Below are 26,309 nucleotides of genomic sequence, written 5' to 3'. Positions count from 1 at the left end.
GAGAGAACCTATGTCGCAACTGACCCATATTACCGAGCGCGGCGACGCGCATATGGTGGATGTTTCCGCCAAAGCCGACACGGTGCGCGAAGCCCGCGCCTGCGCCTATGTCACGATGGCGCCGGCCACCCTGGCGATGATCCTCGATGGCCAGCACCATAAAGGGGATGTGTTCGCCACCGCCCGCATCGCCGGCATTCAGGCCGCCAAACGCACCTGGGAGCTCATCCCTTTGTGCCATCCGCTATTGCTCAGCAAAGTAGAGGTGCTGCTCACCGCGGACACCGAGCGGCACCGCGTGCGAATTGAAGCCCTTTGCCGCCTGACCGGCAAAACCGGCGTGGAGATGGAGGCGCTGACCGCCGCCTCGGTGGCCGCCCTGACGATTTATGATATGTGCAAGGCGGTGCAGAAGGATATGGTTATCGGCCCGGTACGGCTGCTGGCCAAAAGCGGCGGCAAATCCGGCGATTTTACGGGGGACGACGCGTGATTACGGTATTGTTTTTTGCCCAGGTCCGCGAGCTAACCGGCGTCGAGCGCTTGACGCTCGAGGCGGGTTTCCCGACCGTAGAAGCCTTGCGCCAGGCGCTGGCGGGGCGCGGCGACCGCTGGGCGTTGGCGCTGGAGCCGGGTAAGTTGCTGGCGGCGGTCAATCAAGCGCTGGTGCCGGTGGATCACCCGCTGGGCGCCGGCGATGAAGTGGCGTTTTTCCCGCCGGTCACCGGAGGCTGAATGGACGCTACCTTGATTGAGGTCGGCACGGCGGATTTTGACGTGGCGGCGCTGTATGCCTGGTTGTCCGCCAGCGATACCGATGGCGCGGTCGTCACGTTTACCGGCAAAGTGCGCAACCATAATTTGGGGGCCGATGTCAGTACGTTGACCCTGGAACATTATCCGGGCATGACCGAAAAAGCGCTGGCGGAAATCGCGGCGCAGGCGCGCGCGCGTTGGCCGCTGACGCGGGTCGCGCTGCTGCACCGCGTCGGCGAGCTCGGCGCCGGCGAGCGCATCGTGTTCGTTGGCGTGAGCGGCGCCCACCGCGCCGCGGCGTTCAGCGCCGCCGAATATATGATGGATCTGCTTAAAACCCGAGCGCCGTTCTGGAAGCGGGAAACCACCCCCGCCGGCAGCCGCTGGCTGGATGCGCGCGCCAGCGATCAGCGGGAGGCCGAACGCTGGAGGGAAGATCTCACGCCGGGTGAGACAGACGGTATCGGCTGAGTTTTTGCCGCGCGGTGCGCCGCGGGCGAAGGGGATCTTCTTCGCCAGCCACACTTTTATGGTATGCTTGGCTAAGGTGGGTCGTCCGCGCGGCCTGGATGTTTCGCCCGCGTGCGGCCTAGTATATTTCGCTACCACAAAGGTGATAGTCATGGACCGCTTTCCCCGCTCCCAGGGCTCCATCGTAGAACGCGCCAATAGCGCGGTGCAGCCGTTTATGGCGCAGGTCTACGGCTGGATGACCTGCGGATTACTGCTAACCGCCTTCGTAGCCTGGTACGCCTCCCGCACGCCGGTGCTGCTGCAATTCATTTTTTCAAGCCAGATAACCTTTTTTGGTCTGATCATTGCCCAATTGGCGCTGGTGTTTGTCATTTCGGGCATGATTAACCGCCTCAGCGGGGCGGTAGCAACATCGCTTTTCATGCTTTACTCCGCGCTTACCGGGTTGACGCTTGCCAGCATTTTCATCGTCTACACCGCGTCCTCCATCGCCAGCACCTTCGTGGTGACCGCCGGGATGTTTGGCGCCATGACGCTTTATGGCTATACCACCAAGCGGGATTTAAGCAGCTTTGGCAACCTATTGTTCATGGCGCTCATCGGTATCGTGTTGGCCTCGCTGGTGAATATCTGGCTGAAAAGCACCGCGCTGATGTGGGCGGTGACCTATATCGGCGTGCTGGTATTCGTGGGACTGACCGCCTATGACACTCAGAAATTGAAGAACATGGGCGCGCAGCTGTCGTTGGAAAACAAAGATCAGTTCCGCAAATATTCCATCGTCGGCGCCCTGAGCCTGTATTTGGATTTCATCAATCTGTTCTTGATGCTGCTGCGTATTTTCGGCAACCGCCGTTAAGCCGGAGCGATTGAACCATGTGCGATCTTGCCCAACGGTTGGCCGCTTTTCCTCGGCTGGATATTATCGGCCCGCCGACGCCGCTCGAGCATCTCCCCCGGCTGTCGAGTTTTCTCGCGCGGGATATTTTCATCAAGCGCGATGATCTTACCCCGCTGGGCCTGGGCGGCAACAAGCTGCGCAAGCTGGAGTTTCTTGCCGCCGATGCCCTGCGCCAGGGCGCCGATACGCTGCTTACCGCCGGCGCTATCCAGTCCAACCACGTGCGGCAGACGGCGGCGCTGGCGGCCAAGCTGGGGTTGCATTGCGTCGCGCTGCTGGAAAACCCGACCGGTACCGACGACGGTAACTACCTGACCAACGGCAACCGTCTGCTGCTGGATTTGTTTCAGTGCGAGGTTATCTTGTGCGAAGCCCTCACCCAGCCTGTCCAGCAGCTGGCCGATGCGGCCCTGCGTCTGGAGGCGCAGGGCTTTCGGCCGTATGTGGTGCCGGTGGGCGGCTCCAACGCGCTGGGCTCGCTCGGCTATGCCGGCTGTGCGCTGGAAATCGCCCACCAGTGCCAGGGGGTCATTCAACCGGCGGCGGTAGTGGTGCCTTCGGGCAGCGGCGGCACGCATGCGGGGCTGGCGGTCGGGCTGAGCGCCGTACTGCCGGAAACGGCCCTGGTCGGCGTCACCGTCTCGCGCCGGGCGGAACAGCAGCGGCCCTTGATTGCGGGACTTATTGCGCAGGCGAGCGAACGCTTGTCGCAGGCGCCGCCGGTGGCGGACATTTCCCTCTGGGACGAGTATTACGCCCCCGGCTATGGCGTAGCCAACGACGAGGGGCGCGAGGCGATTGCGCTGCTGGCGCGTCTCGAGGGCATCGTGCTGGACCCGGTATACACCGGCAAGGCGATGGCGGGGCTTATTGACGGCCTGGACCGCGGTCGCTTCCCCGACGGGCCGCTCGTGTTCGTACACACCGGCGGCGCGCCGGCGCTGTTTGCTTATCATCATTTGGAGACCCGATGAGCGCTATTGAAGTTAAAGGCCTGGTGAAGTCATTCAATGACCATAGGGTGCTCAACGGTATCGACCTCGCGGTGAATCCCGGCGAGGTGCTGGCCATCGTCGGCCCGAGCGGATCCGGTAAAACCACGTTGCTGCGCAGTATTAACCTGCTGGAAACGCCGGACGGCGGCAGCATTCAGGTGGGCGACATCACCATTGACGCCAACCGCCCCCTCAACGGCCAGAAAGGGCAGATCCGCGCTCTGCGCCAGCAGGTGGGATTCGTGTTTCAAAATTTCAACCTGTTCCCGCATCGCTCGGTGCTCGACAATATCATCGAGGGGCCGTTGGTGGTGAAGAAAGAGCCGCGTGAGGAGGTAGTCGCACGCGCGCGGGAACTGTTGGCCAAGGTTGGGCTGAGCGGTAAAGAACAGGCTTTCCCCAAACGGCTCTCCGGCGGCCAGCAGCAGCGGGTGGCTATCGCCCGCGCGCTGGCGATGCGTCCGGCGGTGATTTTGTTCGATGAACCCACCTCGGCGCTGGATCCCGAACTGGTGGGTGAAGTGTTGAGCACGATCCGCGCACTCGCCGAGGAGCGGCGCACCATGGTTATCGTTACCCACGAGATGGGGTTCGCCCGTGACGTGGCCGACCGCGCGATTTTCATGGATGAGGGCAACATCGTTGAGCAAGGGCCCGCGCGCGAGGTGTTCGCGCACCCTGGTCATGAGCGCACCCGGCTGTTTCTCAATAAATTTCTCGGCGCATAGTCGCGCGGGCCCGCCGCGCCGCGTTGATCGCCGCTGCGGCGGGGAGGATTACAGTTATTTACCGGATACTCGTGCCCAACGGCCGGATATTTTGCTACAATCCCGTTATCGTTGTTTTGTCCGTTCACCATGGTAAGGCTTTGCCTCCCATCTGATTATCCCCCTGAGCGCGGTTTCGGCCGGCGTCGTCGGGGCGGATCTGGAGTTTTTCAGTTTATGTCATTTGATTCACTTGGCCTGAGTGCCGAGATTTTGCGCGCATTAGCGGAAAAGGGCTATCTCGAACCGACGCCGGTTCAGCAACAAGCCATCCCTTATGTATTACAAGGCCGCGATATCATGGCCAGTGCCCAGACCGGCACAGGCAAAACCGCCGCCTTTACCTTACCGATACTGCAACTGCTCGAGCAGCGCCCGGCGCCGGCCGGTAAACAGCGCCGGCCTGTACGGGCGCTTATTTTGACGCCCACCCGTGAGCTGGCGGCGCAGATCGGCGAAAACATTACCGAGTACAGCGCCCATCTCGGCCTGCGCTCGCTGGTGGTGTTCGGCGGCGTCAGCATCAACCCGCAGATGATGAAGCTGCGCGGCGGCGTGGAAGTGCTGGTGGCGACCCCCGGGCGCCTGTTGGATCTGGCTCAGCAGCGCGCGGTCGATCTTTCCCAGGTGGAAATCCTGGTGCTGGATGAGGCCGACCGCATGCTGGATATGGGCTTTATTCACGATATCCGCCGGGTGATGAAGCTGCTGCCGACAAAACGTCAGAGTCTGATGTTTTCCGCCACCTTCTCCGATGAGATTAAAACGCTGGCGAACAGCCTGCTGGATAATCCGGCGTCGGTTGAGGTCGCGCGGCGCAATACCGCGTCCGAGCAAATAACCCAGTTTGTGCACATGGTCGATAAAAAGCGCAAGCGCGAGCTGCTCTCCGACATGATCGGTCGGAACAACTGGCAGCAGGTGCTGGTGTTTACCCGTACCAAGCACGGCGCTAACCACCTGGCGGAGCAGCTTAACAAGGACGGCATCACTGCCGCCGCCATCCACGGTAATAAGAGCCAGGGCGCACGTACCCGGGCGCTGGCGGATTTCAAGCAGGGCGGCATCCGCGTCCTGGTGGCGACCGATATTGCCGCCCGCGGTCTGGATATCGATCTGCTGCCGCACGTGGTGAACTATGAGTTGCCTCAGGTGGCGGAAGATTATGTCCATCGCATCGGGCGCACCGGCCGCGCGGCGGCCACCGGCGAAGCGCTGTCGCTGGTGTGTGTCGATGAGCTGGGCCTGCTGCGCGATATCGAGCGTTTGCTGAAAAAGCCGATCCCGCGTATCGCGTTACCGGGCTATGATCCAGACCCTAGCATCAAAGCCGAGCCCATCCAACAGGGGCGGGGTAGCGGTCGCGGCGGCGCGACCCGCGGCGGCCGTGGCGCACCCGCCGGTGATGGCGCGCGCGATAGCCGTTCCGGCCCGCGCCGCGATGGCGCGCAGCCTCGCCGCAGCGCATCCGGCCGCGGTGCTGCCTCCGGCAACGGTGGTGCCCGCAGCGGCGGCGCTTCCGGCAACGGCGGTGCCCGCAGCGGCGGCGCTTCCGGCAACGGCGGTGCCCGCAGCGGTGGTGCTTCCGGTAACGGCGGTGCCCGCAGCGGCCGTGGCGGCAATTATGCCGGTAACGGCGGCACCCGCAGCGGTAATCGATAACGCCGTTAAACCGACGCCCGCGCGGCGGGCGTCAGGGCTCTGCGTATCTTGCGCCGAGGCAGGATAGCCAGGCGCCGGCGGTGGTTTTTCCCCGACCGCCGACGGTCGACCGACCTGCCTCGGCCGCAGGGGCTTGACGCAGGGCGCGGGCGTTGGCGCTTATCTGTTGCTTTTCGCGACGGTTTTCCCCTACTATTGCGCCCCTGCTAGTGATCGGGTGGCGTTATGCGTGTCGTGTTGGCTCCGATGGAAGGCGTGCTTGACGCGCTGGTCCGCGAGCTGTTGTGCGAAATAAATGATTACGATTTGTGCATCACCGAATTTTTGCGGGTGGTGGACGGTCTGCTGCCGGAAAAATCTTTCTATCGACTCTGCCCTGAATTGCGCCGCGACAGCCGGACGCCTGACGGCACCCCCGTGCGGGTGCAACTTCTGGGGCAAAGCCCGCCTTGGCTGGCGGAGAATGCCTGGCGCGCGGCGGCGCTGGGATCCTGGGGGGTCGATCTCAACTGCGGCTGCCCGTCGAAAACCGTCAACGGTAGCGGAGGCGGCGCGACGCTGCTGAAAGATCCTGAGCTGATTTATCAGGCCGCGAAAGCGATACGCGCGGCGGTTCCCGCCGACCTGCCGGTCTCGGTCAAAGTCCGCCTCGGTTGGGACTCCTCTAGCCGCAGCCTGGACATCGCCGATGCGGTGGAGCAGGCCGGCGCCAGCGAAATCGCGGTGCACGGCCGTACCAAAGCGGATGGCTACCGGGCCGAAAGCATCGACTGGCCTGCCATCGCGGCGATCCGCCAGCGTTTACGTATCCCCGTTATCGCTAATGGTGAGGTGATGGATTGGCGGAGCGGACAATCGTGCCTGGCGGTCTCCGGTTGCCAGTCGCTGATGATTGGCCGCGGCGCGCTCAGCGTGCCCAACCTGAGCCGGGTGGTCAAAGACCGAGCGCCGCCGCTGTGCTGGTCTCAGGTCGTCGTACTGCTGCAAAAATACAGCCGCATGGAAAAACAGGGCGATACCGGCCTGTATCATGTCGCGCGCATCAAGCAGTGGCTTAACTATTTGCGCAAGCACTATCCCGAAGCCGGCGAGCTGTTTAGCACGCTGCGCGCGCTGAAAACCTCTTCGGCGATAGGTGATGTGCTTTGCCGCCTTTCCGACCAAGCGCAATGACTTTCTGCCGCAGGCAAACACCCCTTTCCTGACCTGCGTCAACGCCGGCCGCTATCCTTTACTACGTTGAGAGCGCGGCATTGCCGCGGTCACCGGTCTTGCTTGTTCAAAGGACGATCATGAAAGATAACGCGTTGCGCAAGACAGTCATTTTGCAGAACTTGCCCCTACACCTCCCCGGTCTGGAGATTTCACCTCTGTTTCGTCCCGCCACGGATAAAGCGCTGCACAATGTGTGCTATACCGATTATACCTCGGCGGAGGATTCCCGACAAAAACACGCGCATTATGAACACGATGACATCGTCGACATTGATTTTATCTGGCACCCTCACGCGACGCTTGAAAGCTGTGTGCCGGGGCACCAGCGCTTCGACTGGGCGGTGGCTTCGCACGTTCTGGAGCATGTCCCGGACCCGCTGGGGTGGATATTGGAGGTGCTGGCGGTACTCAACGACGGGGCGATCTTTTCATTGGTGTTGCCCAATAAACGGTATTGTTTTGACCGGTTTCGTCAAACCAGCAGCGCGGCGCAGTGGTTGCAATGGTGGTTGACCCGCCAGCGAATACCGGCGCCGCAGCAGCTGTATGATTTCCTGCGCAATTGCACCTCCGACGACGGCGAGATGTACGAGCGATTGAAAGATTTGACCCCCGAAGCCTACCAAAACACCCGCTGCCCGCATTATACGCAGCAGCAAGCGTTGGAATTCGTGTTGAACGCCTGGACGACCGGCCACTATTTTGATGCCCATTGCTCGGTTTTCACCCCCGAGAGCGCCGCGGCGTTATTGGCCGAAGTGGTTGAACTGGGCATTTTGAACGTTGCGGTCTCTGCCCCGCAGCAGTACGAGGATGAATTTTACATTCAACTCACCAAGCTGGGCGAGCCCGCGCTCCCTCATCCCGGTCCGGGCGCATCGTGAGCGCCAGTCGGCGACCCGCTCGTTTCACGTGGCGCGCACTTTGCCGCTAACCGCTGGAGCGCGGGCCGCGGCCTCGGGTGGGCGGGCGTTTGGCTCACCGAGTGCCGAAATGGGATTGCTTCTTATCCCGCCATCCGTCGCTAGCCGGTCGAGACGAGCGTCATCTTCATCCCCCGGCGGTAAAGAAAGGACCGCGATCATTCTCGCCTTCGCCGGCCGCCGCCGCGACGGCGTGCGGTCATTCCTCTTCGCCGCACGCCACGGCACGGCGTACGGCCATTCCCGCCTTCGCCGGCCGCCGCCGCGACGGCGTGCGGTCATTCCTCTTCGCCGCACGCCACGGCACGGCGTACGGCCATTCCCGCCTTCGCCGGCCGCCGCCGCGACGGCGTGCGGTCATTCCTCTTCGCCGCACGCCACGGCACGGCGTACGGCCAGTCCCGTCTTCGCCGGCCGCCGCCAGCGGCGCGCATGACGGCTCTGTTTTCACGCTAGTGGGTCGTCCATGAGATAGCGTAAAACAGCGTCCATAGCATTTTCTTATGACCAGACAGAATAATGTTATGCGCTTAAGTACGTAGTGGCGGCGAGGATCCTGTGTAACACTCTGATTTCGGGCGGAAGTGCTGTGAACGGGGCGTGCCGTCCCACCATCAATCACGCCCAGGAAGGGCGTTAGCGCTCAAGTGATAATAAGATCGATAAGGAAAACCGATGGCTTATTTTAGGCAGAACTCCAGGTTGATCAGGGCGGCGGGCGCCCTGCTAATGTTAAGTCTCGCTCCGCTGGCGGCGCGGGCGGATCAGTTGGCGGATATTCAGCGCGCGGGGGTCGTGCGCGTCGCCACCTTCGACGCCAATCCGCCGTTTGGCGCCATTGATGCCAAAACCCATCGTATTGTTGGCTATGACGTGGATTTCGCCCGCGCCATCGCCGATGCGCTCGGCGTAAAGCTGGCGCTGGTGCCCACCAACCCCGCTAACCGCATTCCTCTGCTGCAGTCCGGCAAGGCCGATCTGATTATTGCCGATATTACGATTACCCCTGAACGGGCACAGGTGATTGATTTCTCGACCCCGTACTTTGTCACCGGTCAGCAATTCCTGGTGCCGGCCGCCTCGTCGGATAAGCTGGAGGACTATGCTTCGGCCAGGATCGGCGCCGTGAAGGGCACCACCGGCGAACAGGCGCTGCATCACCGTTTTCCCAACGCCCGGGTACTGGCCTATGACGATATTCCGCTGGCGCTGTCGGCGCTGCGCAACGGCAATGTCAAAGCCATCACCCAGGACAGCACCATTCTGGCCGGGCTGTTGGCCGGCGCGCCGGATAAGGCGAGCTACAAGATTTTGCCGGCGTTGCTAAGCGAGGAGCAAATTGGCATCGGCGTTAAAAAAGGCGAGGACGCGCTGTTGAATGCAGTCAATCAGCAGCTTATCGCGCTTGAACATAGCGGGGAGGCACAGCGGATTTACAACAGCTGGTTTGGACCGCAATCCCCGGCGCCGCAACCGCGGTCGTTCACCATCACCTCCCATTAACAGGCGGTGCCGTGGTGAAGTCATTATATGTCCCGGCGGCAACGTTGCCGCCGGGGGCGGGCGATGTTCCGGTAGCGGTGGAGTTTCGCCGGGTAAGTAAAGTTTTCGGTCAGCAGCCGGTGCTGCGGGATATCAATTTTCACGTTAACGCAGGGGAAGTAGTGGCGATCTGCGGGCCGTCAGGCTCCGGTAAGTCCACCCTGATCCGCCTTATCAATCAGCTCGAAACCCTGAGCAGCGGCGAGATTTTTGTTCACCAGCGCGCCACCGCCGGACTGCGCGGCCGACGGCTGCGGGCGCTGCGTACCGGCATCGGTTTCGTCTTCCAGCAGTTTAATCTCTATAGCCATCTGACCGCGCTGGATAATGTCGCGCTGGCCCTTATCAAAATTCAGAAGTTAAGCGTGGCCGCGGCGCATCAGCACGCGCGCGAGAAGCTGCGCCAGGTCGGATTGGCGGACAAGGCGCAGCATTTCCCTCATCAGCTTTCGGGAGGCCAGCAGCAGCGGGTGGCTATCGCGCGCGCGTTGGCCACCGACGCCGATATTATTTTGTTCGATGAACCTACCTCGGCGCTGGATCCCGAGATGATCGGCGAAGTGTTGGCGGTGATGCGCGATTTGGCGGGCAGCGGGATGACCATGATGGTTGTCACCCATGAGATGCAGTTCGCCCGAGAGATAGCCGATCGGGTGGTCTTCATGGACGGCGGCGAGATCCTCGAACAGGCCGAGCCGGCGCTATTCTTCACCCGGCCGCAGCACCCCCGCGCCCAACGTTTTCTGGAAAGGGTGCTGTCGCCGCTCGGCGTCGGGGAGCCGACGCCGTTATGATTTGGCATCCTGATTGGGCCGGCGTGCTGAGCGGCCAGCCGTTGGCGTGGATTGGTACCGGCTTTGTCACTACCTTGCTGGTGACGCTGGTGGGGTCGCTTTTGGCGACGGTGATGATGCTGCTGCTCTTGGCGCTGCGCATGATGCCGGGCCGTAGCGGGCGGTTGCTGGTGGCGGGCTGGGTTTCGCTTTTTCGCAACACGCCTTTGCTGGTACAGCTGTTTTTTTGGTATTTTGCCGCCTGGAGCGCGCTGCCGGTCGAATGGCGCGACTATTTGGCCGACGACCACCGCTGGGCGACACTGCCCGGTAATGTTCCTTGGCTGACGCCGGAATTTATCTGTGCCGCCTGGGGATTGGCGGTGTTCAGCGCGGCTTACCTGCTTGAAGAGTTGCAGGCGGGGCTTAACGCCCTGCCGGCGGGGCAGCGCGAAGCGGCGATCGCGCAAGGTTTCAGCCGCCTGGCGATGCTGCGTTACATCCTGTTGCCGCAGGGGGTGCGCAACGCTTGGCAGCCCCTGGTTGGGCAATACCTCAACTTGATGAAGCTCTCCTCCCTGGCCTCCGCCATCGGTTTTGGCGAGTTGACTTACTACATCAGCCAGATTGAAAGTTACAATGCCCACGCGCTCGAGGGGTTCGCCGTCGGTACGGCGCTGTATTTGCTGCTGGGGCTGGCGATGGGCGCCATCTTGCTGCGGCTGGGCCCGCGGCCGCCTCGGCCCGGTGGGCGGGAGGCCGGTCATGAACTTTAATTGGGCGGTGGTGCAGGATAATCTGACGTATCTGCTTTGGGGCAGGGTGGCGGAAGGGGAACCCGGCGGCCTGCTGCTGACGATTTTGATAGCGCTTGCTGCGGGCGTCATCGCCCTGGCGCTGGGTGTGCTGCTGGCGGCGCTGGCCTGGCGTTACGGCGGCTGGACGCGTCGCTTACTGTTTGTCTGGGCGGATCTTATCCGCGGTATCCCGCTTATTTTCGTCATTTTCTGGCTCTACTTTCTGCTGCCGGTGGCGTTCGGCCACTCTCTGCCTGGCGCGGTGACCGTCACGCTGGCGCTGGCCTGGTTTACCTCCGCGGCGGTCATGCACGCGACGCTGGCCGGTCTGCGGGCCTTGCCGACCGGTCAGGTGGAAGCCGGCCTGGCCAGCGGTCTAAGCCATTGGCACGTCCTGCGGTTGATTCTGCTGCCCCAGGCCTGGCCGAATTTGTTGCCCTCCTGGACCGGTCTGCTAACGTCGCTGATTAAGGATACGTCGTTGGCGTTTATCGTCAATGTGCCGGAGCTGACCACCGTGGCAGGCCAGGTCAACAGCCGGCTGCAAATTTATCCGGCCGAAATCTTCTTGCTGGTCGGCGCACTGTATTATGTTTTGTGCGCCTCGCTTACCGCGCTGGCGGCCTGGTCCGGTCGTAGCGCCGGGCTGCGTCGCGGTGGCGAACGCCGTCCGGGAGCTTAAGGCGAACGCCGACAGTCTGGATGGCGGTGTCGCGGCGCAAGACTTTGGCGCCGGCGCCGTTGTGCGTTACGGCCTGCCATACCGGCGAACGCGATTGGCAGGAGGCAAACGGCGGCCTCGCTTTAGGCAAGGCGGTGCGCATTGAGGGCAGGCAGCGCGGGCGGGTTGAGGGCAGGCAAGGCAGCGCGGCGCGCATTGAGGGCAGGCAAGGCAGCGCGGTGCGCGTTGAGGGCAGGCAGCGCGGTGCGGGTTGAGGGCAGGTAGCGCGGTGCGCATTGAGGGCAAGCAAGGCGGTGCGCTTTGAAGGCAGGCAGCGCGGTGCGGGTTGAGGGCAGGCAAGGCAGTGCGCGTTGAGGGCAGTGCTCCGGCGCTATTCGTTCGCCAGCAGCCACAGGCGCAGCAATGCGGTTAACTGCTGGCGCTGCGCCACATCAAGCGGCGCCAGCAGGCGTTGTTCATTCTTTACATGGGCGGTCATGGCGCTGTCGATGAGCGCCAGCCCGGCATCGGTCAAGCCGACTTTGCAGCTGCGGCGATCGTGCTCATGGGGCTGGCGGTAAATCAGCCCGCGCGCGAGCAGCTTGTCCAGCCGCACCGACATGGCGCCGGAGGATAACATTAACGTCTGATACAGCCGGGTCGGCGTCACCTCTTCCCCGCTACGGCGCAGGGTAGCGAGAATATCGAACTCCACCGGCTCCAGGCCCGCGCGGGCATGGAGCGCATTGACCTGGGCGCCGATCAGGTTATTCATCCGGGCAAGACGGCCAACCAGACCCATGGGCAGGCAATCCAAATCCGGGCGCTGGCTGCGCCATTGTTCCAGTACGCGGTCGACGTGATCCTGGTTCATCATTTCCCCCGACAGTGCAGTAACCAAAAGATACTTGAGAAGCTGAAATGTTTCAAGCATTATATCTTTTATAAAAGATACTTTTTGGAAAGATAAAATGCCTATTCTCCTCGCTTTGCTTGCCCCGATACTGTGGGGCAGTACCTACGCGACGGTCGGATTGTTTTTGCAAGAACAATCTCCCGTTTGGGTGGCGGTCTGGCGCGCGCTACCGGCCGGTATCCTGCTGTTAATGATTCATCCCACCAAACCGCCGCTGCCGGCGAAAAAAATGCTGGCGCTAAGCTTTTGCAATATTGCGGCGTTTTTTCTGCTGCTTTTTATCGCTGCCTACCGGTTGCCGGGATCGATTGCCGGCACGTTAAGCGCCACCATGCCGCTGCAGGTGATGCTGCTACGCTGGTTGCAGGAAGGAAAAAGGCCGTCGTGGTGGATGGCGCTGCTGTCATTGGCCGGGATTGCCGGCGTGGCGTTATTATTTAATCCCTCGTCGTCGCCGGATCCGGTCGGGGTCGCGGCGGCGCTGGCGGCGACGCTGTTGATTGCGCAGTCCACGCTGTGGATGAGTCGCTGGCAATATCGGGATGCGCTGGCGCTGACCGCCTGGCAACTGCTGCTCGGCGGCATGATGTTGCTGCCGGTCGCGCTGACGCTGACGGGGCCGCCGGCCCTGCCGCGGCCGCACGCCTGGCCGGGACTTATTTGGCTGGTGCTGGCCAACAGCGCGCTGGCGTATTGGTGTTGGGTATGGGCGCTGAACCGCTTTGGCCCCGCGGTGATGTCGATAGTGTCGTTACTTAATCCGCTGAGCGCGGTGTTGCTGGGGGTCATGCTGTTGCCGGAGCGGTTATCGTGGCCGCAGTGGCTCGGTATCGCATTGATTTTGCTCGCCGTGCTGTTGATGAAAATTCCCACTGCGCCGCGCCGACCGGTGCGCGCGAAAGCGGTCAGGGGCGTACCGCCAGCCGCCGCCGCGGACAGGCCTGAGGGCAGCTCCAAGCAGCGGTGATAGCCACGGCGCGCGGGCGGGGGTATTCGATCTGGGCGGTTTCTCACGGCGGAGCGCCACTGTCCGCGGCAGGCCATGGCCAACGCCGGCGAAGCGCCGCCGCGGGCCGATAAGGCCTCAGGCCGGCGCACCCGCGTGAGCCGCCGTGCAGCGCAAGACTTTCAGCCAGCGCGGACGCCTTTTTTGCCGCCGGCGACATCTTTTTAGCGTCGGCGCGGACGCCTTTTATGCCACCGGCGACACCCTTTTACCGTGGGTGTGGACGCCGTTTTGCCGCCGGCACATCTTTTCACCGTCGGTGTAGCTTATTTTTTACTGCCGGTACGGATCACCGCCGCAATACGATTGGCGATGTCCTGCTCATCGCCAAGAAAATAGCGCTGACGTGGCGCTATCTTGTCGTCGAATTCGTAAACGATAGGTACGCCGGTCGGAATATACAGCGCCGTCAGGGCATCTTCTTCCAGACCGTCCAGGTGCTTGACCAACGCCCGAATCACATTGGAATGGGACACAAGCAGGACGTGTTCACCGCGCCGCAGTCGCGGCACGATAACTTCGCGCCAGTAGTTGATGACACGCTGTTCGGTTGCCGCCAGGCTTTCGCTGAGCGGTTGGCTCGCGACGGCCAGCCTGCGGTAGCGGGCATCGCGTCCGGGATGGCGGGGATCGTCCGGCAGCAGCGGCGGCGGCGCGGCGCGGTAGCCGCGCCGCCAGGCCATGACCTGCTCGTGGCCGTAGCGTTCGGCGGTAACCGCTTTATTTAATCCTTCCAGCGCGCCGTAATGGCGCTCGTTCAGCCGCCAGCTTTTCTCTTCCGGCAGCCAGCTTTGACCCAGTTCATCGAGCAACAGCCAGAGCGAATGCACGGCCCGGACCAGCAGCGACGTACAGGCAAAGTCGAAGCGGTAGCCGTGCTGTTTCAATAGCCGCGCCGCCTCGATAGCCTCGATTCGTCCCCGTTCGGTCAGTTTGACGTCGGTCCAGCCGGTAAATCGATTTTCCCGATTCCACAGACTTTCGCCATGGCGCACGATCACCAGACGTTTTTCGGCCGTCGCCGTCGTAGCAGGAGTCATTATCATAAATCGTTCGGTTACCTGGCGGGCATAAGCGCCACATTATCATTAACACTATTACGTCTGCAGAGTATGGCTTATACGACTACTATAATATCAGTATTTCTATACAAATCTTGACATGCAAGCGTTCCGTGCGGCGATAGGGCGGGTAAGCGTTGCTTTTCTATCTCCGGCCCGCGGCAAAGCTTTTTTTCTACAGGTACTGTTCAGGAGCGACCATGCTACGTCGTCTTTTTTCCTTGCCGGGCCTCACCGGTCTGCTGATTTGTGTCTGTGGATTATTTTTTCTGGTGGTTGGCCTGTGGCTGCTGTCGCTTGGCGGCTCCGCATATTATCTGCCGGCCGGCATACTGCTGAGCGTGAGCGGGTTTCTCATCATCGAACGGCGCATTCTGGGGCTTTGGATCTATTTGCTGACGTTCGTGCTGACCGCGCTATGGGCACTGTATGAGGTCGGCCTGGACGGCTGGAAACTCATGCCGCGTTTGCTGGTGCTGGCGGTGCTCGGGCTGTGGTGCAGCATGCCATTCATTACTCGGCCGCTGACGCTGTCGCGCCGGCAGCGGGTGCTGGCCGCCGTCGCGGGGCTGTTCTATCTCCTGGTCGGCGCCGGTGTGATAGGGGCAGGCTACATAACCAGCGAACGTCTGTACGTTCAGCATGCACCGTTGCCGGCTGCGGCTGCTGCGGCGGCGGCCGAGACCGAGACAGACAGGACCGGGCGCAATGAGTGGCGCCACTATGGTCGCACCCCCGCCGGGGAGCGTTATTCGCCCTTGACCCAGCTCACGCCCGACAATGTGGCGCAACTCGCCCCCGCCTGGGCGATCCACACCGGCGATGTCATGCAGCCGGGGGAAGATAAAAAAGGGCGCGAATTCAATTTTGAGGCTACCCCGATTAAAGTGGCCAACCGGCTTTATCTCTGTACGCCGCATCGGCAGGTGCTGGCGCTGAATGCGACCACCGGTAAAACCCTCTGGACCTACGATCCCCACAACGACACCCGCGCCAACGAGTATCTTGCCTGCCGCGGGGTGGCCTATTACCAATCGCCCACTCCCACCAATGCCCCTTGCGATCGGCGCATTATCAGCACCACCGCCGATGCCAAACTCATCGCGCTTGATGCCGACACGGGGCGGTTGTGTCAGGATTTCGGGGCAGGGGGCCGCGTGAACCTGACCGATTTGATGGGCAAGGTTCCGCCGGGCTTTCATTTCATCACCTCACAGCCCCTGGTGGTGAACGATCGCGTCGTGCTGGGCGGCTGGATCTATGATAATCAGGCGCGCGGCGAGCCGTCCGGCGTGGTGCGCGCCTTTGATCCCCAAAGCGGCAAATTGGCCTGGGCATGGGATATGGGCCGCAGCGATCCCACCGCGCCGTTGAAACCCGGCGAAACTTACACCCGCGGCACGCCGAATGGCTGGGGCACCTATACCGCTGACCCGGCGCTGGGTCTGGTCTATATCCCCCTGGGGAACGCCACGCCAGATTATTACGGCGCACAGCGCCGGCCGTTTGATGACAAGTATTCCAGCGCTATCGTGGCGCTGGACTTGGCGACGGGGAAAGAGCGTTGGCATTTCCAGACCGTCCATCATGATGTGTGGGATTTTGATTTGCCCATCGGGCCTTCGCTGGTGGATCTGCCCCAGCCCGGCGGAGGGACGGTGCCCGCGCTGGTGCAGACCACCAAAATGGGCCAATTGTTTCTGCTGGATAGGCGTACCGGCAAACCGTTAGCGCAGGTCGAGGAGCGGCCGGTGCCGCAGGCGGATCCCTTCCCGGGAGAGCGTCTATCGCCCACCCAGCCCTACTCCACCGGCATGCCAACGTTCGCGCCCGCCAATCTGACCGAAAAGGATTTATGGGGCGCTACGCCGTTCGATCAGCTTTGGTGCCGCGTGCAGTTCCGCCGGTTCGGTTATCAGGGGCAATACACGCCACCGGGGCTGGGAACCCGTATCGCTTATCCGGCGTTTGACGGGGTGATGGACTGGTACGGCGCCTCGATTGACCCGGCGCGTCACGTACTGATCGCCAATACCAGCTATATCCCGTTTATCGCCGAGGGCGTCACCGAGCAAAAAGCGCTACGCCGCGGGTTGATGCAACCCTGGGCCGGTTGGGAAAGTAATCAGCCGTATCCCAAACCGAAGGAGTTCGCGGTGGGGCCGCAGTACGGTACGCCGTATGCCGAGATTGTGCGTCCCTGGCTATCGCCCCTTGGCGCGCCCTGCAATGCGCCACCCTGGGGTAAACTGGCGGCGATTGATTTGCAAAGCCGAAAAATCAGCTGGGAGCGGCCGGTGGGCACCACTCGCGATATGAATATTTTAAATACCCATACCAATGCGGCGCTGCCGACGGGGATCTTTACCATGGGCGGCAATATTATCACCGCGGGCGGGCTGATTTTTATGGGCGCCACCGCCGACGACTATCTGCGCGCTTTCGACGAAGCCAGCGGCAAAGAGCTGTGGCGCGGCCGCCTGCCGGCCGGCGGGCAGGCGACGCCCATCACTTATTTGGGCGCCGACGGTCGCCAGTATGTGGTGATTGCCGCCGGGGGACACGGCGGGCTCGGCACCCGTACCGGCGACAGCGTGATGGCCTGGGCGCTGCCCGCTCGCCGCGCCGCAGGGAAATGACGGCGCGGCGAACGTCGGTCACGCTCGGGGACGCCGGCGCATAAGGTCTCGCGGGCTGGCGTTGGGGCCTATCGCGGTGCGGCAGGCCGGCGCAAAAGGTCTCGCGGGCTGGCGTTGGGGCCTATCGCGGTGCGGCACGCGGGCGCAAACGGGCCTCGCGGGCTGGCGTTGGGGCCTATCGCGGCGCGGCACGCGGGCGCAAACGGGTCTCGCGGGCTGGCGTTGGGGCCTATCGCGGCGCGGCGTGCGGCTCAGACGCCGTATCGCTGGCGTTTTACGCCGCGCAGGGGCGATACGGAGGCGTTATCCGTTATCCCCAGCGGTGATCCTTTAGACGATTAGGGTTAGGTGAACTGCAGATCGGGCGGCGTGTTGGCCATCATAAACAGCATACCTTGCTTCATGCTTTCCCACATTTCGTGACGAATCATCAGCAATTGCGCCAAAGTAATCCCCAGCAGCCCGGTGACAAACCAGCACGCCATACCGATGCCCACGCCGGTGAAAATAAACGCCATCGCGTTGCGGCTGGACCGGCGGCACTGCACGTGCAGCTGGCTGGCAAAAAACATCATCATCGCGCTGAGCAGTTCCCAGCGCATCACAAGAAAGCTTGCGGCAAGCGTTCCCACGGTGAAAATTCCTCCAATCATCAACTGATGGTGTAATTTTCCCTCGTTTTTTTGCATTGCGCCACAAAAATATGTGACGAGGGTCATAATAATTACCCCCGCCGCTTGCTTTCTGTTGATTTAAGATTTTCCGTTTACCGTCTCGGCCGGGCCAAATACCTGAAACTTGGGCAAATCTCCCTGCGGATAGAGCTCCCAGCCGCCGCCCAGCGCTTTATACAGCGAGACCAGGTCCACGCTGGATTGTACGCGGGCGCTGGCGGCCTGCTGCCGCGCCTGTGCCAGCTGACGCTGCGCGTCCAACACCTCGATAAAGGTGCTTATCCCCTGGCGATAGCTGTTGCTGGCCAGATTGAAGGCATTTTGCAGCGCGTCGGCGGTTTGTTCCAACCCGTCGACCCGCTGCTGGTCGGCGCGATAACTGACCAAGGCGTTTTCCACATCCTGGAGCGCGGTCAGTACCGTTTGGCGATAGGCGAGGACGGCATTCGCCTGTTGCGCCCGCGCCAGCCGCACATTCGACACCAGCCTCCCGCCTTGGAAAATGGGAATAGACACCTGCGGACCATAGGAATAAAAATGGCTGCTCCAATGGGTGAGATAATCAGAATCGGTGTTGCGCATCCCGAATTGGCCGGTCAGCGACAGATCCGGGAACAGCTGCGCGACCGAGACGCCGATATTGGCGGTTGCGGCGTGCAGCTGCGCTTCCGCCTCGCGTACATCGGGACGGCGACGCGCCAGGGAGGCGGGGACGCCCACCGGCACCGCCGCCGGCAGGCGCGGCAGCGGTTTGGTCTGCGTCAGCTCGGCGTTCAGCGCCCCCGGCGGCAGCCCCAGCAGCACCGCCAGCCCATTCATTGCCTGGCGCTGTTGGGCTTGATACTGCGGCAATTGGGCGCGCAGCGACCCTATCTGAGCGCTGGCGTTTTCCACATCCAACTGCGGCGCCAAACCGCTGTGCGCGCGGCTTTGGGTCAGCTCCAGCGACTGCTGCGCCACGTCGATTTGCGCCATCAGCGTGTCGCTGACGCTTTGCGCGCCGCGCAACTGTAGATAGGCCCGCGCCACTTCGGCCTCCAGCGAGACCAGAGCATCATTGCGGCTTTCCACCGAGGCCTGCGTTTGCGCGTTGGCCATTTCAACGGAGCGGCGCACCCGACCCCATAAGTCCAACTCCCAAGACGTGTCGAAACTGCCTTGATAAAGGTGAATCGGCCGCGTGAGCGAATCCAGGCGCGAGGCGAGCTCTTCGCTGCTTTCAGCCACCTGGGCGCGGACGCCATAGGAGTCCAGTTCGCCTTTCAGGCCCAACTGCTGGCGCGTGGCGCTGGCGTTGGCGCTCACGGTCGGCAGGCCGGCGGCGCCCGCTTGCAGCGTTTGTTCTCGGGCGCCGGCGATACGCAACACCGCCTGCTGCAAAGAGAGATTGCCGGCGATGGCACGGTCGATAAGGCTATCGAGCTGCGCATCGTTAAAGGTGCGCCACCACTTTGGGTCTGGCTGCGCGGCCAGCGCCCGGGAGGCGGTGCGGTCGGTGCTGCGCAGGTCATTAAAGGCCGACGGCGTAGAGGGTTGGGGCGGTTGGTAATCGGGCCCCACCGAACAGGCGCTAAGCGTCAGTGCGGCCAAACCGAGCAGCGGTAACAGGGGGGTTGGCCGCTTCCTGACGGTGCGAATACGAGCCGGCATATTAGTGAGCTCCCGCGTTGCCTTCGCTTTTCACCGGCGAAAGCAGCAAACAAAATGGAATAAGGATTAACGAAACCAGCGCGCAGAGACTGAAGACATCGACGTAGGCCAGGATCCGCGACTGCGCCACCATCTGTTGGTAGAGTTGTCCCGTGGCAAGCGATGTCGGATCGCCGATGAGGCTGCCGGCGTCGCGGAACGCCTGGGCGGCACGCTGAATCGCCTGCTGGAATTGCTCGTTGAACGGCGACATATTATGCACCATATAGGCGCTGTGGGCCTGGGAGCGCTCGGTAATGGCGGCGGTGGACAGCGAGATGCCGATAGAGCCCGCCACGTTGCGGAACATGGTGAACAGCGCTGAACCATCGGCATTCAGCCGCGGGGCAAGCGTAATAAAAGCCAGGGTGGTCAGCGGTACGAACAGGAAACCGAGGCCGATGGACTGCGCGGCGCGCATTTTCACCATCGTGCTGAAATCGATATTCGGGACCAAATGGCTGGAATAAATAAACGACAGCGTCATTAAGGTAAAGCCGAACGCTATCAGCCAGCGGGTCTGCACCACCGGCATCAGCTTCAGCACCAGCGGGATGGACATGACGATCAACACCGCCCCCGGCGAAAGCACCAGCCCGGACCAGGTGGCGGTATAGCCGAGCTCCTGCTGCGCCAGCTGCGGCATGACCACCGAACTGCCGTAGAGAATCATCGCCATGCCCGCCATCAGCAGGCTGGAAACGGCAAAATTGCGGTCCTTCAGGCAGCGCAAATCCACCACCGGTTTGCGGGTATAAAGCAGCCAGTACACCGCCCCCACCAGTCCGACCACGGCCAGTAGCGCGAAGAGCTGAATAAAGCCCGAGGAGAACCAATCATCATCTTCACCGCGGTCCAGCATCACCTGCAAGCAGCCCAGCCCCAGCGCGATAAGCCCGATACCGATATAATCGATATTGAGCTTACCGTTCTTCACTTTGCGCTCCCACGGCGGATCTTCAAGCATCTGGTATATGGCCAGAAAGGTCAGCACGCCTACCGGGATGTTAATCAAAAATACCCACCGCCAGCTGTAGTTATCGGTTATCCAGCCCCCAAGCGTCGGGCCGACTACCGGCGCGACGATAATCGCGATGGAGGAGAGGCCGAACGCTTTACCGCGATCTTCGGGTTTAAAATAATCGAGCAGTACCGACTGCTGGACCGGCTGCAGACCGCCGCCAAAAAAACCCTGCATGACGCGAAACAAGATCATCTGCCACAGCTCGGTGGCGATACCGCACAAAAAAGAGCAGACGGTAAACATGGCCACGCAAATCAGGAAGTACTGTTTGCGTCCCAGCACGCGGCTGAGAAACGCCGAAATGGGCAGCACGATACCGTTCGCCACCAGGTAAGAGGTCAACACCCAGGTGGACTCGTCGTAACTGGAGGAGAGGGTACCGGCTACGTGGGGGAGCGCCACGTTGACAATGGTGGTATCCAGGATTTCCATGAACACCGCCAGGGTAACGACGATGGCGACCGCCCAGGGGTTGCTGGACGGCGTCCAGTGGCGATCGCCGCTCATTCAAGCGTAACCTTCGGCTCGGCCGACAGCCCCAGCGGCAGCGGCGTGTTGGGATCCAGGCCGCTGTCGATGACGATTTTGACCGGTACCCGCTGAACTATCTTCACGAAATTGCCGGTGGCGTTTTCGGCCGGAAAGGTGGAAAAGCGCGAGCCCGAGCCTTGCTGAATACTGTCGACATGGCCGTGCAGGGTCAGATTAGGATAGGCATCCACCGTCACCTCCACCTGATTGCCGGGGCGCATACGTTCAAGCTGGGATTCCTTGAAATTGGCGGTAATCCAGATGTCCGGCGAGACCACCGAGAACAGCGAGCTGCCCGCCTGAACCAGCGTACCAAGCTGGACATTGCGCCGGGTAACGAAACCGTCGAACGGCGCGCGGACATCGCTGTAGGAGAGATTCAGTTCGGCGGTTTCCAATTGTGCCTGCGCTTGACTGACCTGGCGTTCGCGCGCTTCTACGTTGGTCTCGACCTGACGCACCTGCAACTGCACCTGGGCGGCCACCTCGACCTGCGCCTGGGCGTTGGCCAGTTCGGCACGGGCGGAGCGCAGCTGGGCGCTGGCGTTATCGATGTTTTGCTGTGAGGTGGCGCGGGGGTCGACGCCGCGCTGCCGGCGGTAATCCGCCTCGGCATTCTGCAAGTTGGCTTCGGCGCGGGCCTGCTGTGCTTTGGCCTGGGCCAATTGGGCGGGATATTGCACCTTTGACAGCGCCAACTGCGCCTGCGCCTGATGAAGCTGCGCCTGCGCCAGACCCAGCTGCGCGCGCGCGCGGTCGCGCTCGGCGGTGGCGTCGCGCGGGTCGATTTGCACCAGGAGATCCCCCTTACGGACCCGCTGATTATCCTTGACCAGCAGTTTCACCACGTAGCCGGAGATTTTCGGCGCGATGGTCACCGCGTTGCCTTCGGTATAGGCGTCATCGGTGGTTTCCTGGTTGCGGCTGGAAAGCCAGAACCACAGGCCGACGATCAGCATCACGACCCCCACGATGGCCAGGATAATCAGCGGCTTTTTGCCGGGGCGTTTGCGCTGATTGCCGCCGTCGTCATTGCCGCCGTCATTATTGCCGTCGTCATCACCGCCCCGGGCGTCGTCATCATTGTTCCGGCCGTCGTCCTGCCGGCGGGTGTCGCCATCGTTATCCCGGTGGTCGTCCTGCCGGCGGTTGTCGCTATCGCTGCGGTTGTCGTCGCGCCGAGGGGCGTCGCCATCGCCGCCGCGGTGATCGTCATGCCGGCGGTCATCCTCTGCGCGGCGCGCCCCGCTGTCGGTGCCGGCGGGAGGGGGAGAAGCGCGGTTGACATCATCGTTATCATTGGGTCGGGATGTATCGGAAGTATCATTGGGTTTGTGGCTATCCATAGGCTCCGTCTACTAACGTGGCAAGCGCTGCGCCAGAATAAAAGGAAACTGTGTCATTAAGGGTAAAAGGATTTTCGCTAAACGCCAGTCCGCGCACGACGAGAATTGCCGTTACGCCATTAAAAGCTAAAACACGGGGATTAAGCATACGCAGCGGCGCAGAATTAACAAGACAACCGCTAACTATTCCCCTCTGTCAAGTCAACGATGCGGCAAAAAGGTGACAAAAAAATACATCTTCCTGATGATTCTCGTTTTTTGTTAATCGGATATACTAATGCGCAATTCACTGCGCTCCAGCGGTATTGATCGGGTAACGGATAATGCTTTCACTTTTACGTGTGGTTTATATTGGCGTGTCACTTTTGACCCTCGGCAATCTGGTTATCGGTCCCGCTCAGGCGGCGCTGAGCGCCGAGCCCGCGCCGCTGGTCTCGCCGCTGCAAATCGCGTCGGGCAGCGCGTTGGTGCTGGATATGTCGGATAACCATCTGCTCTACGCCGCGCACCCTGACAAAGTGGTGCCCATCGCGTCGCTGTCCAAACTGATGACGGCCATGGTGGTGCTGGACGCGAAACAGCCGATGGACGAGATGATATCGGTGGATATCCACCAAACCCCGGAACTGCGCGGCGTCTTTTCCCGCGTGCGGGTCGGCAGCGAGATCGATCGCCGCACCATGCTATTACTGGCGCTGATGTCCTCGGAAAACCGCGCCGCCGCTAGCCTGGCGCACCACTATCCCGGCGGTTACGGCGCCTTTATCAATGCCATGAACGCCAAGGCCCGCGCCCTGGGCATGATGCATACGCATTATGTAGAACCGACCGGGCTGTCGATGCACAACGTGTCTACCGCGCGCGATCTGTCTAAGCTGCTAATGGCTAGCAAAAACTATCCGCTGCTGAGCGAACTCAGTACCACCCACGAAACCATGGCCACCTTTCGTCACCCGGCGTACACCCTGCCGTTTCGTAATACCAACCATCTGGTCTATCGCAATGACTGGACAATCCAGTTGACCAAAACCGGCTTCACCAACCAGGCCGGGCATTGCCTGGTGATGCGCACCGTCATCAATCACCGCCCGGTGGCGCTGGTGGTGCTTGATGCCTTCGGCAAGTTTACCCACTTCGCCGACGCCAACCGCATCCGCAGCTGGCTTGAAACCGGCAAAGCGTCGCCGGTGCCGCCGGCGGCGCTGGACTATAAGCGGCAGAAAGCGCGCCAGGTTGACCAGACCGCGCGCAACGCCGGCCGTGACGACGGGCAGATTATGGAGTGAGGTACCGTTAACGATAGAACCGGCGGCGGTTTGCAGCAGAGAGAGGCGGCGATGTAGCGGGTGGCATGCTCACCGCGGCAGGTGCTACTCCCTGCCGCTGCGCTCGTGCTACTCAGTCGGGCACCGCCACGCGGAAGTCGTGGATCACCTCGCCGCAGGCCCGCATTTCCTGTTCATGGTCGGCGTCGCGCCAGGTTTCCTCCAGCGCCTGCTGGTACCAAAGCCGCATCGCCGGCAGCGCCAGCATGTGTTCACACCACGCCTGCGCCGGCGCGCTAAGACTGAAGCCAAAACTCTGCGCCCGAAAAACGACCGGGGCGTAAAACGCATCAACGGCGCTGAAGGCCGGTCCCGCCAGCCAGGGGCCGCCGAAGGTGGTCAACCCGTCTTGCCACAGGGCATCCAGGCGGGCAATGTCTTTTTTCAGCGACGGCGACGGGCACGACAGGCGCACGCGTACACCGCAGGACATGGGACACTGATTGCGCAGCGCGACAAAGCCGGAATGCATCTCCGCCGCCGCGCAGCGAGCCCAGGCCCGCGCCGCCGCGTCACCCGGCCAGACTTGGGCGTGGCGTTCCGCCAAATATTCCACGATGGCCAGCGAATCCCATACCGTCCGCGCGCCATCGATCAACACCGGTACTTTGCCGGTAGGGGAAAAGCCGTGGAAGGGGGAGCCGGCCGCCGGGGGTTCAAAGGGGTGCAGACTCTCCTCGAACGGCAGCGCCAGGGCTTTCATCAGCACCCACGGCCGTAATGACCAGGACGAGTAGTTTTTGTTGGCGATATGCAGTTGATACATCCTTGCGTTCTCCCATGGGGGTTAAAAACCGTGCGCCGACGCACAGGTCGATAGCGTTACCCGGAAACGGGGCTTGCGCAGGCCCGGTACCGTGACGGAATCTACGCTGCCTTCCTGGCGTGCGCCCATACGTTGATAAAAACCGGCGGCCAGCGGATCGGCGTCAATTAACAGCCGAGTCGCGCCGGCGCGGTGTGCCGCTTTGATCGACCAGCCGAACAGGGACTTGCCGATCCCCGCTTTTTGCCGCGCGGGTGAGACAAATAAGCGCGCCAGGAAAGCCTCATCCTCTTCCACCTGCAATTGGGCGACCCCCAGCAGTTGGCTATCGCTTTCCGCCACGCAAATCAGCGAATTTTCCATATCAGCCGGCCGAAAGGTCAGCTCTTGTCGACAGCACTGCATAATCGCATCGTCATATCCCCATAACGCTTTGGATTGCAGACAGAGCTCAGTGAGTTGGGCCAACTCTTCAATGCGTGCTTCTCTGAGCTGATGCATTACTCTTTCCTCTCGTGCTGATGGTAAATCTGCAAAATGAGTTCGGTGGCGCGTCGCGCGTCGTCGGCGGCGGCCAACGGTGGCTCCCCCTCGGCGACGGCCCGCTCGAAATCCGCCAGTATCGCCTGGTGGCGACGGCTGTCGTTGAGCGTTGCGCTGCTGGCGCCGTTATCCGCCAACGGCGGGCGCGGCTGCGCGGGATTGTCGACACCCTCAATCTGCCAGACGTCAATACAGTCGTTGAGCAGGGTAAACGTCCCTTTTTCACAGCACACCTCTAAACGTGGCGGGTAGCCGGGCCGCGCGCAGGTCGAGGCGACAATCGTGCCTATCATGCCGTTGTCATAGCGCAAAACGACGGCGCCGTGATCCTCCGCCTCCATTTGGTGGGCGAACGTGGCCAGCTCGCCGTGCAGCCGTGCGGGCATGCCGAACAGCCAAATATAGGTGTCAATGGCGTGGCTTGCCTGTTGCATGAAGACGCCGCCGCCGTCGAGCCGATAGCCGCCGCGATACTCCGCGCTGTCATAATAGGGCTGGTCGCGCCAGAAGCGGCAACTGAGATCGGCGGAGTAAATCCGTCCCAGCGCACCCCGCGCCAGCAAGGCCTTCACCGCCAGGTTGTCTGGATAACTGCGGCGCTGGTAGCTTACCGCCAGGGTCACGCCGTGTTGGCGGGCAGCGTCTATCATGTTATCCATGGCCGCGACCGTAATGGCCAGCGGCTTTTCGACTAAAATGTGTTTGCCCAACCCGGCGGCCTCAATGGCGCTGTGCGGATGCAGCCCGTTAGGGGTGGCGACGATCACCGCATCAAAGGGTTTATCGACCTCCGCAAGCGTCGGCCAGCAGGGCAGGGAGGGGTGGCCGGCCAGCCCGTGGCTTGGCTGCCGGCGGGAAATAAATCCCGTGAGCTCACACCCCGCGACCGCCTGCAGCGCGTCGGCGTAGGTGCCACTGATATTCCCCGTACCCACAATGTACCCACAATGACATATTTCATACAATATCGGTGCCCTAGAGTGATAACAGACCCGATCATCCCTGAAACTACGCCCCCGGTAGAAGTAACCCGAGTTTCCTTATCCTGTGGCGGAGGCGACAGATGCCGTGAAGCGGCAATCGTAAAGCGCGGTATAGGCGAAAAATACTTTGTTACACGGTAAGGCAGTATTGCAAAGCTTCCGGCGCTTGCCAAGCCCCCCCGCCAGAAGGTTGCGACGAAGAGGCTTAGCATACGGGCGCCGCCCGGCGCCGGTCAGCACAAAGGAAACAATCCGTTTCAATAAATCTGACGCAGGCTTTATGCTGTGTGAGTCGCTATACTCTTGTTATGCCACATTTATGGCATAGTAATGCCTTATT

At 61.8% G+C, this 26,309-nt stretch carries 25 protein-coding genes; 16 read left to right on the top strand and 9 right to left on the bottom strand.

Annotation, left to right across the window (positions count from 1 at the left end; translation table 11 throughout):
• Window positions 1-10 precede the first annotated feature (10 nt).
• The 13 genes from moaC (at window position 11) to SANT_RS13870 (ending at window position 11,487) form a co-directional block, all read left to right on the top strand.
• Window positions 11-493 (top strand): cyclic pyranopterin monophosphate synthase MoaC, encoded by a 483-nt coding sequence (gene moaC, locus SANT_RS13930; RefSeq protein ID WP_025422900.1) that lies wholly within the window; start codon window positions 11-13, stop codon window positions 491-493.
• A complete protein-coding gene (gene moaD / locus SANT_RS13925) occupies window positions 490-735 on the top strand; it encodes a molybdopterin synthase sulfur carrier subunit (RefSeq protein WP_025422899.1) in 246 nt (81 codons plus the stop codon). Before moaC ends, moaD begins: the two co-directional genes overlap by 4 nt.
• Entirely contained in the window at window positions 736-1,227 is a 492-nt protein-coding gene (moaE, locus tag SANT_RS13920) for a molybdopterin synthase catalytic subunit MoaE (protein ID WP_025422898.1), read from the top strand. It abuts the gene before it with no gap.
• 151 nt (window positions 1,228-1,378) lie between these two features.
• The gene (locus SANT_RS13915) at window positions 1,379-2,089 is read left to right on the top strand and encodes a Bax inhibitor-1 family protein (RefSeq protein WP_025422897.1); all 711 of its coding nucleotides are present in this window, start codon (window positions 1,379-1,381) and stop codon (window positions 2,087-2,089) included.
• A gap of 17 nt (window positions 2,090-2,106) precedes the next feature.
• On the top strand, window positions 2,107-3,105 hold the full coding sequence (locus tag SANT_RS13910; protein WP_025422896.1) for a D-cysteine desulfhydrase: 999 nt from the start codon (window positions 2,107-2,109) through the stop codon (window positions 3,103-3,105).
• On the top strand, window positions 3,102-3,854 hold the full coding sequence (gene tcyN, locus SANT_RS13905; protein ID WP_025422895.1) for an L-cystine ABC transporter ATP-binding protein TcyN: 753 nt from the start codon (window positions 3,102-3,104) through the stop codon (window positions 3,852-3,854). The genes SANT_RS13910 and tcyN overlap by 4 nt, the downstream gene beginning before the upstream one ends.
• 216 nt (window positions 3,855-4,070) lie before the next feature.
• The gene (rhlE, locus tag SANT_RS13900) at window positions 4,071-5,555 is read left to right on the top strand and encodes an ATP-dependent RNA helicase RhlE (RefSeq protein ID WP_025422894.1); all 1,485 of its coding nucleotides are present in this window, start codon (window positions 4,071-4,073) and stop codon (window positions 5,553-5,555) included.
• Between the two features lie 225 nt (window positions 5,556-5,780).
• On the top strand, window positions 5,781-6,728 hold the full coding sequence (dusC, locus tag SANT_RS13895) for a tRNA dihydrouridine(16) synthase DusC (protein WP_025422893.1): 948 nt from the start codon (window positions 5,781-5,783) through the stop codon (window positions 6,726-6,728).
• A 119-nt stretch (window positions 6,729-6,847) separates the two neighbouring features.
• Window positions 6,848-7,654, top strand: coding sequence for a class I SAM-dependent methyltransferase (locus SANT_RS13890; RefSeq protein WP_025422892.1), 807 nt, complete (start codon window positions 6,848-6,850; stop codon window positions 7,652-7,654).
• Window positions 7,655-8,368: 714 nt separating this feature from the next.
• Window positions 8,369-9,196, top strand: coding sequence for an ABC transporter substrate-binding protein (locus SANT_RS13885; RefSeq protein WP_025422891.1), 828 nt, complete (start codon window positions 8,369-8,371; stop codon window positions 9,194-9,196).
• A 14-nt stretch (window positions 9,197-9,210) separates the two neighbouring features.
• Window positions 9,211-10,029, top strand: coding sequence for an amino acid ABC transporter ATP-binding protein (locus SANT_RS13880; RefSeq protein WP_420480360.1), 819 nt, complete (start codon window positions 9,211-9,213; stop codon window positions 10,027-10,029).
• Window positions 10,026-10,784 (top strand): amino acid ABC transporter permease, encoded by a 759-nt coding sequence (locus SANT_RS13875; protein WP_025422889.1) that lies wholly within the window; start codon window positions 10,026-10,028, stop codon window positions 10,782-10,784. The genes SANT_RS13880 and SANT_RS13875 overlap by 4 nt, the downstream gene beginning before the upstream one ends.
• The gene (locus SANT_RS13870; RefSeq protein WP_025422888.1) at window positions 10,774-11,487 is read left to right on the top strand and encodes an amino acid ABC transporter permease; all 714 of its coding nucleotides are present in this window, start codon (window positions 10,774-10,776) and stop codon (window positions 11,485-11,487) included. Before SANT_RS13875 ends, SANT_RS13870 begins: the two co-directional genes overlap by 11 nt.
• 370 nt (window positions 11,488-11,857) lie before the next feature.
• Here SANT_RS13870 and SANT_RS13860 read toward each other — a convergent pair whose 3' ends face one another.
• On the bottom strand, window positions 11,858-12,400 hold the full coding sequence (locus SANT_RS13860; RefSeq protein WP_420480344.1) for a MarR family winged helix-turn-helix transcriptional regulator: 543 nt from the start codon (window positions 12,398-12,400) through the stop codon (window positions 11,858-11,860).
• Window positions 12,401-12,437: 37 nt separating this feature from the next.
• Between SANT_RS13860 and SANT_RS13855 the strand changes: the two genes are divergently transcribed.
• Window positions 12,438-13,349 (top strand): DMT family transporter, encoded by a 912-nt coding sequence (locus SANT_RS13855; protein ID WP_025422885.1) that lies wholly within the window; start codon window positions 12,438-12,440, stop codon window positions 13,347-13,349.
• Between the two features lie 305 nt (window positions 13,350-13,654).
• Here SANT_RS13855 and gpmA read toward each other — a convergent pair whose 3' ends face one another.
• Window positions 13,655-14,428, bottom strand: coding sequence for a 2,3-diphosphoglycerate-dependent phosphoglycerate mutase (gene gpmA, locus SANT_RS13850; RefSeq protein WP_025422884.1), 774 nt, complete (start codon window positions 14,426-14,428; stop codon window positions 13,655-13,657).
• 221 nt (window positions 14,429-14,649) lie between these two features.
• On the opposite strand from gpmA, the gene SANT_RS13845 reads away from it, so the two are divergent.
• Entirely contained in the window at window positions 14,650-17,088 is a 2,439-nt protein-coding gene (locus tag SANT_RS13845) for a membrane-bound PQQ-dependent dehydrogenase, glucose/quinate/shikimate family (protein WP_025422883.1), read from the top strand.
• A 344-nt stretch (window positions 17,089-17,432) separates the two neighbouring features.
• Here the strand turns inward: SANT_RS13845 and SANT_RS13835 are convergent, their stop codons facing one another.
• From SANT_RS13835 to SANT_RS13820, 4 genes are all read right to left on the bottom strand, one after another.
• On the bottom strand, window positions 17,433-17,720 hold the full coding sequence (locus tag SANT_RS13835) for a YjcB family protein (RefSeq protein ID WP_025422881.1): 288 nt from the start codon (window positions 17,718-17,720) through the stop codon (window positions 17,433-17,435).
• Window positions 17,721-17,840: 120 nt separating this feature from the next.
• On the bottom strand, window positions 17,841-19,412 hold the full coding sequence (locus SANT_RS13830; RefSeq protein ID WP_025422880.1) for an efflux transporter outer membrane subunit: 1,572 nt from the start codon (window positions 19,410-19,412) through the stop codon (window positions 17,841-17,843).
• A gap of 1 nt (window position 19,413) precedes the next feature.
• On the bottom strand, window positions 19,414-20,982 hold the full coding sequence (locus tag SANT_RS13825; RefSeq protein WP_025422879.1) for a DHA2 family efflux MFS transporter permease subunit: 1,569 nt from the start codon (window positions 20,980-20,982) through the stop codon (window positions 19,414-19,416).
• A complete protein-coding gene (locus SANT_RS13820; RefSeq protein WP_025422878.1) occupies window positions 20,979-22,352 on the bottom strand; it encodes an HlyD family secretion protein in 1,374 nt (457 codons plus the stop codon). The genes SANT_RS13825 and SANT_RS13820 overlap by 4 nt, the downstream gene beginning before the upstream one ends.
• Window positions 22,353-22,675: 323 nt before the next feature.
• On the opposite strand from SANT_RS13820, the gene pbpG reads away from it, so the two are divergent.
• Entirely contained in the window at window positions 22,676-23,638 is a 963-nt protein-coding gene (gene pbpG, locus SANT_RS13815) for a D-alanyl-D-alanine endopeptidase (RefSeq protein ID WP_025422877.1), read from the top strand.
• Window positions 23,639-23,750: 112 nt separating this feature from the next.
• Here pbpG and SANT_RS13810 read toward each other — a convergent pair whose 3' ends face one another.
• Genes SANT_RS13810 through SANT_RS13800 form a run of 3 tightly spaced genes read right to left on the bottom strand, consistent with a single transcriptional unit; the run spans window position 23,751 to window position 25,921 of the window.
• A complete protein-coding gene (locus SANT_RS13810; RefSeq protein WP_025422876.1) occupies window positions 23,751-24,443 on the bottom strand; it encodes a glutathione S-transferase family protein in 693 nt (230 codons plus the stop codon).
• 21 nt (window positions 24,444-24,464) lie between these two features.
• Window positions 24,465-24,944 (bottom strand): GNAT family N-acetyltransferase, encoded by a 480-nt coding sequence (locus SANT_RS13805; protein ID WP_025422875.1) that lies wholly within the window; start codon window positions 24,942-24,944, stop codon window positions 24,465-24,467.
• Complete coding sequence (locus tag SANT_RS13800; RefSeq protein WP_025422874.1) at window positions 24,944-25,921, bottom strand: Gfo/Idh/MocA family protein; 978 nt, start codon at window positions 25,919-25,921, stop codon at window positions 24,944-24,946. Before SANT_RS13800 ends, SANT_RS13805 begins: the two co-directional genes overlap by 1 nt.
• Between the last annotated feature and the right edge of the window lie 388 nt (window positions 25,922-26,309).

The organism is Sodalis praecaptivus (genome assembly GCF_000517425.1).
Taxonomy (GTDB): Bacteria; Pseudomonadota; Gammaproteobacteria; order Enterobacterales; family Enterobacteriaceae; genus Sodalis_A; species Sodalis_A praecaptivus.
Note: the sequence above shows the minus strand (reverse complement) of the source record. Positions and strands in the feature narration are given on the sequence as shown.